At 40.6% G+C, this 9,910-nt stretch carries 8 protein-coding genes and 3 tRNA genes; all 11 read right to left on the reverse strand.

Features of this window, described 5'->3' with window-relative positions; all coding sequences use genetic code 11:
• Positions 1-116, reverse strand: a 116-nt coding sequence (locus WB217_RS00245; protein ID WP_423989549.1) for a CxxH/CxxC protein, incomplete at its 3' end; no start/stop codon positions are given.
• 130 nt (positions 117-246) lie between these two features.
• Positions 247-1,479 (reverse strand): S1C family serine protease, encoded by a 1,233-nt coding sequence (locus tag WB217_RS00250; protein ID WP_423989534.1) that lies wholly within the window; start codon positions 1,477-1,479, stop codon positions 247-249.
• Between the two features lie 174 nt (positions 1,480-1,653).
• Positions 1,654-2,448 carry an MBL fold metallo-hydrolase gene (locus tag WB217_RS00255; protein WP_423989537.1) on the reverse strand — a complete coding sequence of 265 codons (795 nt, stop codon included), beginning with the start codon at positions 2,446-2,448 and terminating at the stop codon, positions 1,654-1,656.
• A gap of 5 nt (positions 2,449-2,453) precedes the next feature.
• The gene (locus WB217_RS00260) at positions 2,454-3,248 is read right to left on the reverse strand and encodes a two-component system regulatory protein YycI (protein WP_423989539.1); all 795 of its coding nucleotides are present in this window, start codon (positions 3,246-3,248) and stop codon (positions 2,454-2,456) included.
• Positions 3,235-4,551, reverse strand: coding sequence for a YycH family regulatory protein (locus WB217_RS00265; RefSeq protein WP_423989541.1), 1,317 nt, complete (start codon positions 4,549-4,551; stop codon positions 3,235-3,237). The genes WB217_RS00260 and WB217_RS00265 overlap by 14 nt, the downstream gene beginning before the upstream one ends.
• The gene (gene walK / locus WB217_RS00270; protein WP_423989543.1) at positions 4,548-6,383 is read right to left on the reverse strand and encodes a cell wall metabolism sensor histidine kinase WalK; all 1,836 of its coding nucleotides are present in this window, start codon (positions 6,381-6,383) and stop codon (positions 4,548-4,550) included. The genes WB217_RS00265 and walK overlap by 4 nt, the downstream gene beginning before the upstream one ends.
• A 9-nt stretch (positions 6,384-6,392) precedes the next feature.
• Positions 6,393-7,103, reverse strand: coding sequence for a response regulator YycF (gene yycF, locus WB217_RS00275; protein ID WP_423989545.1), 711 nt, complete (start codon positions 7,101-7,103; stop codon positions 6,393-6,395).
• A gap of 283 nt (positions 7,104-7,386) precedes the next feature.
• Positions 7,387-8,859, reverse strand: a complete 1,473-nt coding sequence (locus WB217_RS00280) for a peptidoglycan DD-metalloendopeptidase family protein (RefSeq protein WP_423989547.1) — start codon at positions 8,857-8,859, stop codon at positions 7,387-7,389.
• A 385-nt stretch (positions 8,860-9,244) separates the two neighbouring features.
• Positions 9,245-9,317 (reverse strand) — tRNA-Phe (locus WB217_RS00285).
• Positions 9,318-9,473: 156 nt separating this feature from the next.
• Positions 9,474-9,545 (reverse strand) — tRNA-Glu (locus WB217_RS00290).
• 10 nt (positions 9,546-9,555) lie between these two features.
• Positions 9,556-9,631, reverse strand: a tRNA-Lys gene (locus WB217_RS00295).
• Positions 9,632-9,910: the final 279 nt, after the last annotated feature.

Below are 9,910 nucleotides of genomic sequence, written 5' to 3' on the forward strand. Positions count from 1 at the left end.
CAAGAAAACCCCGAGTTTTCCACAGCCTCCAACTTCTCTAATTGTGGTGCTGTTTCATACTCATCCACTGCTTCATCTAGCGCTAATTCTACATGTTCACTGCAACAATACTTCATTTTTCCAAATCCCTTCTTGGCTTTTTTATATTTTTATCATTCACTAAAAATCAGAATTTAAATTATCCACAGACTATTTTAACATAAAAAACAGGAAGCATTTGCTTCCTGCTCATCTACCCACAAGCCGTTACAATGTTTCGCCGCCTAATTTTAATGTTGTTTCCTGAAGCTTGCCATTGCGGTAAAACTTAACCTTCAATTCATCGCCGACCTTCTTTTGATTGTATAGGTGCTTTCTGAGATCAACAGCATCGCGAATTTCTTTCCCATCCATTTCGACAATGACATCCAGCTCCTGCAATCCAGCTTTATCAGCAGCAGAGTTAGGCTGAACTCTCTTAATCGCCACACCATAGGTCACATCTTTTGGAAGCTTTAATGTATTCTGCTGATGATTAGCAGAAATCTCGTTTACAGATGCCAACTCTACACCCATTACCGGACGCTTTACTTCACCTGTCTTTTCTAAATCATCAATAATTGGAGAAGCATAGTTAATCGGGATCGAAAGCCCGATTCCTTCAACCGCATTTTGTGCGATTTTCATCGAGTTTATGCCGATGACCTGTCCCTCAATATTGATTAATGCTCCGCCGCTGTTACCAGGGTTGATTGCGGCATCTGTCTGCAGGACCTCTGCCTGCCAGTCAGGGGTTCCATCCTGATTGATATCAACTGGAATTGCCCGCTCTGTGCCGGAAATAATGCCTTGAGTAACAGATCCTGAAAAAGTTAGTCCTAGGGGGTTACCGATTGCAATAACTGGTTCACCTGGCTTCAACTTATCCGAGTTGCCGAATTCAGCAACGACCGTTATTTTATCAGCAGGTACCTCAAGTACAGCAAGGTCTGTCCAAATATCACTGCCAAGAAGCTTTGCGGGAATTTTTGTCCCATCGCTAAGACTGACTTCTAGTTCTGTAGCATCAGCAACCACATGGTGATTGGTTACGATATAGGCTTTATCGCCGGCTCTTTTATAAACAACGCCTGAACCTGTTCCGCCTGATTCCTGTGTCTGTCCCCAGAAGGTCGTGCTTTGCTGAATATTCGTTATGCCTACTACAGCATCACCGGCTTTGTCTACAGCTTTGGTAATTCCTGAATAAACATCGATGGAGACATTCCTAGTGGAAGTAGTACCGTCCCGAGAGGTGGCCTGTTCCTCATCTGTTACTGCTTTTTGATTGTTAGCTTCAATTTTATAGGGGAGTATATCTAATTTAGATAAGGTCGGGATTGTAAAAATAACTAATAATGCCCCAATGATTGCACCTAACAGGCTGGCTAAAAAAGTTCCGCCCCTTCTGCCGCTTTGCGATTTGTACCGGCTTTGATGATCTTGATCATAATAACCCAATGTCCACCAACCCTTTCATTGAACAATTATCTTTTACATATCAATTATACAAATTATTATACTACCTCTATCATTAATTACTAAATCCTAAGCCCATTTCATGATTATAGCCAAACAAAAAGGAGTAAAAGCATCCTTTTAACAGATACCTTTACTCCTTCATTATTAAACATACTAAATAGCTGTCAGCGCAGTCGGGGTCTTCGGATCTGTATCGATCAGATCGAATTGTTCTCCTACAATGATTCCATGGCTTTCCAATGTCTGAGCGACGGACATCCTTGCAAGCTCCTTCATATTGTTATCTAGGCTTAAATGGGCAAGATAAATCTGCTTTGTGTTATCGCCTGCGACTTCGCTCATTGCTACGGCAGCATCTTCATTCGATACATGGCCGTAATCACTAAGAATTCGGCGTTTAACACTCCATGGATATCTTCCCATTCTCAACATTTGAACATCATGATTGCTTTCAAATACATAGGCATCAGCATTGGAGATGATTCCCTTCATCCGGTCGCTTACATAGCCTGTATCTGTAATCAGCACTAATTTCTTTCCGTCCTTATGGAACACATAAAACATCGGCTCGGCAGCGTCATGTGACACCCCAAAGGATTCTATATCCAAGCCGCCGAAGGATTTTACGGTTTCCATATCAAAGCTGAACTTCTGGTCTAGTGGGACTTCCCCAATCAAGCCGTCCATCGCTTTCCATGTTTTTTCATTCGCATAGATCGGCAGCTTATATTTTCGGGCAACGATTCCTATGCCTTTTATATGATCGCTATGTTCATGCGTCACAAATATTCCAGAGAGGTCTTTCATATCGCGGCCAATTTGCTTAAATAAAGCCTCCATTTGCTTGCCGCTCAATCCGGCATCAACCAAAAAGGATTGGCCCTCCGTCTCCACATAGATCGCATTTCCCGTACTCCCACTGGCGAGAACACTAAAATGCAATGTCATATCTCTCACTCCGTTGTTTGATTTTCTCCGTCAGTCAATGGAATAACCCGTCCTTCAAATGCATGGACAAAAAGGTTCTCCTTGCCGTCCACGACAAGCCTCCACGTAGGCGTTACCACATGTGAGGCCGTCAGCGAGACGAGTGTCGAGTATCCCAGTTCAACTTTGGTGATTTCGCTTTTCGGCTTCAGCAGCCCCTTTTTATAAAGAGTTTCCATCGCTCTTAATGGTGTCAGCAATTCCTCTTCGTCGGAAAGCTGCTCATCAATGACTTCCAAATAGGTCTGTCTATATGAAACCACTTCATTATTTTCATTAAAATACAAAGTCAATCTCGCATTGCTGTTATAGTAAAAAGTTTTATTATCATACTGTTGGTAATAAGTAATGGTCTTGGTTTCGTCATCCTTTTTCCAAAACTTGTACTGTTCCCCAGAAAAGATATTCGACTTAATGAATCCAGAGAGTTCCGCCGGTTCAAACTTACTCGAAAGCTTGATTGGCTTTGCAAGCTTAGCTTCTATCGCGGTTCCATCACCAAGATTGATAACCTGTTCCTTTATTTTATCTAGTTCTTCGTTCTTAAACACTTTTGTCCTGACACTGATATAACGTTCCTTTTTTGTTTCAGGAAGTTCAGGATATCGAATGGAATCATTCTTAAGCTTTTCTTCTAGAGAGGCTTCTTTAATGATTTCGTACTGGGCAGCATCCCTTGTGTTCATGAATTGATAAACCAGATAGATATTCAGGACGAGGAATGTCAGAATAAAGATTGTTTTTATTCTACTCCAATCCATTCTTCATTCCCTCCTCCCAGACCAGTTCGTGCCATTCTTGTTCATATTGATAAAACCACCCTGGCTCTAACAGGATTAAAGGAGAATCTCCCGGTCCCTGCGTCATATAATAACCTGGCATAAGATTTTCAAGCAAATCAGGATTGAAATCTTTCCTTTTCTCCAAAAGTTCCAACGCTTTAAGGCCAGATGGCAGCTTTTTCGTTTTCACATCCGGATTCAATGGCAATTCCAAATGGAATCCGGGACGAATGTATCTGCTTATTTCTAATTGGCCCCATTGCTGTTCGATTTCAGACATGCCCATTTGGTTAAAAATAGGATAGCCTTCCTTACTGTATAGCCTGAAAAGGACTCTCTGGTTAAAATCGTCCTTGTACACATAACGGTATGCTTCTGTCCACCCGCCATGACTGTTCACAAATTCGATACTCTTCTGAAGAACATTGCTCGTTCCAATCACAGACTCACGATCGCGGATTGGATTGACATAATAAATCATATTCGTCTGACTATCGACCGTCATTTTACTGGCATCATCGGTATACTCTTCTCCATAATCAGATACACTTCTCTGAACAAAACTTGGGTCCTTGAAAAGCGCTTCTTTGAACTTCTCGGAGTCCAGCGGATTTTGATAATACGTGTATTTAACCATGTCGGTTGGATCAGATGGCAAATAGATTCGCTTAATATCAGAAATATCATGCTCGAAATACGGCGCCAGCCTGCCTGCATTCTTATAATAATTAGCTGCAAAATCATTTATAAATGAAGGATTTACGTTACTTTCATAGACTTGCTGATTCCTCTGCGAATAAAAATAGATAATTCCTTCTTGCTTCTGCTGGGTTTCTGTTTTTATGATAATGCGGTCAAAATCAAATTTCGGCAAGTCTTTATCATCGATATTCAAGACCCTTTTATATAGTTCGATCGGGACTTCATCCGGAAAAATAATCTCTGTGTGTGCTCCCTGGGCAATCCGGTCATTGAAGTCAGTAATTCGCCCCGGATATTTTTTTACATCGTAAAATTTCCACTTCGTAATGACATTCATGATTTTATCTAGATGGTCATTATCAATGGCACCATATTGTTTTCCCTCAACATGGTATATGACCTGGTGAGGCTTTACGATTTTTCTTATTTCCTTTTGTGTAGCAATGCTTACCTCATTGACGGTCTTTTGATTGCCGACACTTTCATAGTTCGGCTGGTAAGTCCAAATATTCCAGGTCAATATACCGCTGAGAAGGACAAGAAAAGTTAAGATTGCTGTTTTAATGTTTTCATATGTCATGACCAATCATCCTCTTCACTCCGGTCATAAGGAAGGGTGAAATAGATTGTTGTCCCTTTTCCTTCCACACTATCTGCCCAAATTCTTCCCCCATGGGCATTAACCATTTCCTTCGCAATCGCCAGTCCCAGTCCTGTTCCTCCTAGTTTGCGTGTTCTGGCTTTATCCACGCGATAGAAACGGTCGAATATTTTATCAAGATTATCCTTGGGAATTCCTACACCTTCGTCAGAAATGCTGATGGTGATTTTATCTTCCATTTCTTTCGTCCGGAAGGTGATTGTTCCGCCTTCTGGCGAATACTTCATCGCATTTGAAATAATATTGTAAAGGACCTGCGTAATCTTGTCCTCATCCACTTCTACAAACATCGCGTCTTCCGGAATCTCCCTGACGAACGTGACGTTTTGGTTTTTGGTCATTTCAAACCTGTCGATAATGCGGTTGAAAAAGACCGGAAAGTTCACCCATTCCCTCGAAAGACGATAATCGACACTGTCCATTTTGGAAAGTTGAAGCAAATCATTCACAAGGCGGATCATCCGCTCAGTTTCAGTCTGGGTGATTTCAAGGAAATTAGGCGCAATTTCTTCGTCCTTCCATGCTCCTTCCGCCAATGCGTCCAAATAACTTCGCATCGTCGTTAACGGCGTCCTCAGCTCGTGAGAAACATTCGCAACGAATTCACGCCTCTCCAGATCAATCTTTTCTTGTTCCGTTATATCGTACAGAACGGCAATCAAACCATTCACAAAGCCACTTTCCTTTTGGATAATCGAAAAGTTTGCCCGTAAAATAAACGGCTTGCTTTTTGTACTGTAATCAAGGACGATTGAGTCTTTTTCCTGGAGGAGGTCTTCAAATGTATAATTTTCATCAAGACCAAGTACAGATACGATCGGCTGAGAAAGAACTGTTTCACGTGAAACACCAAGCATTTGCGCTGCTGGCTCATTAATCAGGATAATCCGTCCTTTACGGTCAGTTGAAATGACACCATCGGTCATATAAGAGATAACAGAAGATAGCTTCCTCTTCTCTCCCTCTGTCGTAGCCTGTGCTTCCTGAAGCTTTTTGGTCAAGTTGTTGAAGGTAATCGCCAGCTGACCAATTTCATCATAACCGTATACCTTAACCTTCCGTGAAAAGTTCCCTCGTGTCATCGCCAAAGCTTGTTTACGCATATCCGAGATCGGCCTGGTGATCGTCTGGGCAAGCAGGACGCCAAGTATGGCAGTGAAAATAAGCGCAATCGCTGTTCCAGTGGCCAGGATCTTGTTAATATCCTTCATTTGTGTGAATATATTTTCGACTCTTGCTACTAAGTAAACAGCACCGATGGCTTCATTGTTATGCATGATCGGAGTTGAGAGGACCCACACTCTCTTGCCTGTCTTATTGTCCATCTGGATGACATCCTCATCTTCTTCAAAGACGATGGACCGCTTTATTTTCAGGTCGGTTGTCCTTTGCCCTACAAGCCCCGGATTTGTGGAGCTGGAGGTACCCAGGATTTTAAAGCTCCCGCCATCTATGACCCTTATCTCAGAGATATCTGAGGTTTTAGAGGTTTTATAATCCCTTAAAATCTCTTGAATGGCTTCTTCCTTTGTCGGATCCTCTTTCCCTCGTTCCTTGAGCAGTTCTTCCTGAATATCATAGACTAACAGGTCCACGCGAGACTTTACGGAATCCTGATAGTTTGTCATCATGGTTGTTTCTAGCTTACGGACAAAATATACGCCTATTATTTGCATGGCAACTAAAATAAGCAATACATAGATAATCACAAATTTAAGATGAATGGACCGAAAAAAACCTACCTTCTTCATTCCCGCTCCTTACTCCTGCTCAGAGTTTCTCAAATAGTAGCCTACTCCTCGTCTTGTCACAATCCAAGACGGATGGCTAGGATTATCTTCAATTTTTTCACGGAGTCGCCTTACAGTAACATCCACCGTACGGACATCTCCATAATAGTCATAACCCCAGACAGTCTGCAGCAGGTGCTCCCTCGTCATGACTTGGCCAATATGCTTCGCAAGGTAGTGAAGCAGTTCGAATTCGCGGTGAGTCAATTCAATTGTTTCACCTCTTTTTGAAACAACATACGCATCCGGATGAATCGTAAGAGAACCAACTGTGATTTCATTGGACTCCTCTTCCTGATCAGCCTGTGCGGCAATTTGCTGGTGACGGCGCAGGTTAGCTTTAACCCTTGCAATTAACTCCCTTGTGCTGAATGGTTTCGTGACATAATCATCAGCACCAAGTTCAAGGCCTAAAACCTTGTCAATCTCAGAGTCTTTAGCCGTCAGCATGATGATCGGCATTTCATATTTCTTACGGACCTCACGGCATACTTCCATACCGTCACGCATTGGCAGCATGATATCAAGTAAGATTAAATCCGGCTGGATTTCCTCTACCATTTCAATTGCCTGGTTTCCATCATAAGCACAATAAACATCATAGCCTTCTTTTTTCAAGTTGAACTGTAAAATATCTGCAATTGGTTTTTCGTCATCTACAACCAAGATTTTTTTCTCCATACCAATTCTCCTTTTTTAGCCAAAATAAATCCCTGTATAAATTTTTGTTTGCTTTATGGCTTGTTAAACTTGCCTGTTTCTTTCTAATACAGGCCGTTGCCTACTTTATAATAATCCTATCTTATCTATTTTACTTTAAATCAGCAAAAAACTGAATTTATCTGTTATATAACTTCTCTTCTTCTCTTCCCAATTGTACCAATCCTGTCCATTACAATAAAAAAACTGCCCGATTTAATGAAAAAAGTCTCTAGGTGGTCTAGAGACTTCTTTCCATATAAGTTTAGCGATTGAGTTTAGACATTGGATTGATCAACTTCCCATTTTGATAAACTTCAAAATGGAGATGGATTCCAGTAGAATTGCCTGTCCTTCCCATAACGCCAATCTTTGAACCGCGAGCTACTGTCTGGCCCGTGCTTACTGTAATAGAGGCAAGATGAGCATACATCGTTCTATACCCATTTTGATGGTCAATTATGATTTTATTGCCGTATCCATCATTATTATTACCAGCTGAAACAATCACTCCGTTATCAACGGCTTTAATTGTATAGTTACTAGGCCTGGCGATGTCAATTCCTTTATGCATCCTGCTCCAGCGATATCCTTGCTGACTTGATATATAACCACCGTTAGTCGGCCATACAAAGGTACCGTCTCCACGAGAAGGCATAACCTTTGTTCCTCTGATGGTGATTTCATTTACCGGTTGCTGAAGTACTTCTGTTTTAATCGCTTCTTTTTTTACAACCTGACCATTTTTTTCTGATGTTACATAAATTTTTCCGTTTACACCATTCTTGCCAGTTTGCTGCTTTTTCGTATCGCCTTTGAACATTTTCGGGTTATTTACAACCTCTTTTTGAAATGCAACTTCTTCCTTTACATAAGCCTGGCGATCAACAACCACTTCTACAAAAGGCTTTAACACCGTTACATTAAGCTCCTGGCCAGGCTTCAAAACTGAATCCTCATTAAGCCCTTTGTTTAATGAAAGTAATTGAGTTAGCTTCAGATTATGTGAGCTTGCAATGCTGCTTAAGACATCCCCGTCTTTAACCTGGTACTTCTGTTCTTCAAGCGTGCCCTTTTTAAGAAGCTTAATCGCTTCTTCAACCGTTAAGATTTTTTCCGGGTTAATTTTTTCTGATGATTGCGAAACATTTTTCGTAAAACGAACGTCTAATATACGAGTTTCATTTTCTTTCACTTCGGGTATTGGTAAATTAGGAGATTTCTTTCTATTCTCCACTCCAGCTAATTCTTCTTCACTTACATATTCAAGCATCATTTTTTTCAGGACTTCTTCAGATGCCTCCTGATTCTTTAAGTAAGCTACAGGCTCACCGTCAATAACAAGAGCTGATGCTTCGGCCTGAACAGCCATTTGACTTTTGATTGCACTTAACACCTCTGAACTAGCAGCATTTGCCGCCGAAGAAAAAACCTGTTCAGGAATAAAAGAAACATCAAGTCCAAGGTCAACATCAAGATCTTTATATTCTTTTTGAACAGATGTTAACTTCTCTTCAACCATTTTTTCAACTTCAGCTTTATCCGCTACAGTTCCTACGAATTTATCATTTAAATAGACATAATATACAGTTGTTAGATTTGACTCAGCAGCAAATGCGACGTTACCAGCACCCAATGACAAAGCAGCTACAGTGACTGCAGCCATGATTGACTTCTTGATTGCCGTTTTAGATGTTTTGCCGGCAAGACTGGACAGCTTCTTTTTTAAATTCTTCATTCTGATCCTCCTACACTACGGTAAAACAAAATATATAAATCTAGTACTATATAACCAATTTCAGAAAATTGTACCTTTATACTTTACCATAAAATGTATCAATAAGAATGCTAGACTTCATTATGTAACAAAAATGTATAATAGCTGACATTAAATTACGTTTTTTGTAAGTAATTTGGTAACGCATGCCGGTATTTTTTTATTGAAACTGAGGTAAAAACCCAGTCATACTAAGGCTTTTATCCTACTTTTGGGAGGGGAATCTTTTTTTTACTTTTTTTCAACATAATCCAGTTGTGCATGATGAAAATTATCAGTAATATTACAATTGTGTTACAAATAAACAAAAAAAGGAGCATGTCATATGACACGCTCCCTTTTTTAATGGCTCAGGACGGAATCGAACCGCCGACACAAGGATTTTCAGTCCTTTGCTCTACCGACTGAGCTACTGAGCCATGATAATATTGTATCCTAAACTTTGTTTTGTTTAGGACCCTTTGCTCGAATGACCTCTCGGTCTTTCTCGCAGGTTTCCACAGAAGCCAATACAACGGAGCAAGAAACCTGCTCTACCGACTGAGCTACTGAGCCGTAATAAATATGTATTAAAGTGACCCCTACGGGATTCGAACCCGTGTTACCGCCGTGAAAGGGCGGTGTCTTAACCGCTTGACCAAGGGGCCATAATAGAAATGGTGAGCCATGAAGGACTCGAACCTTCGACCCTCTGATTAAAAGTCAGATGCTCTACCGACTGAGCTAATGGCTCGTATTAATTACGATTGAACAACTGTCTCTTCTCAAGCTTGCAGTTCTTATCGCATTTTGTCGATTCGGTGACAACGTTGTTTATATTACCATAATAATTTAGTGTTTGTATATGTTTTTTTGATATTTTTTTCGTATTATTTATTTTTCTAGCCTGTAGAGTAAAATTTTATAACTTTTGATTCAGATAGAGGAGAAATTATACTTAAAAAATACGTTTAGGTGGGCTGAATAAATCTCTTTCTAATGTTCAAGTCTTTTTAGACAATTCTATTCCGCG

The sequence above is a fragment of the Mesobacillus sp. genome (genome assembly GCF_049588175.1).
Classification (GTDB): domain Bacteria; phylum Bacillota; class Bacilli; order Bacillales; family Cytobacillaceae; genus Mesobacillus.

Coding starts and splice junctions, on each gene's coding strand:
- WB217_RS00260 (WP_423989539.1), bottom strand. CDS start 3,248: ATGGATTGGAGTAGAATAAAAACAATCTTTATTCTGACATTCCTCGTC.
- WB217_RS00265 (WP_423989541.1), bottom strand. CDS start 4,551: ATGACATATGAAAACATTAAAACAGCAATCTTAACTTTTCTTGTCCTT.
- walK (WP_423989543.1), bottom strand. CDS start 6,383: ATGAAGAAGGTAGGTTTTTTTCGGTCCATTCATCTTAAATTTGTGATT.
- yycF (WP_423989545.1), bottom strand. CDS start 7,103: ATGGAGAAAAAAATCTTGGTTGTAGATGACGAAAAACCAATTGCAGAT.
- WB217_RS00255 (WP_423989537.1), bottom strand. CDS start 2,448: ATGACATTGCATTTTAGTGTTCTCGCCAGTGGGAGTACGGGAAATGCG.
- WB217_RS00280 (WP_423989547.1), bottom strand. CDS start 8,859: ATGAAGAATTTAAAAAAGAAGCTGTCCAGTCTTGCCGGCAAAACATCT.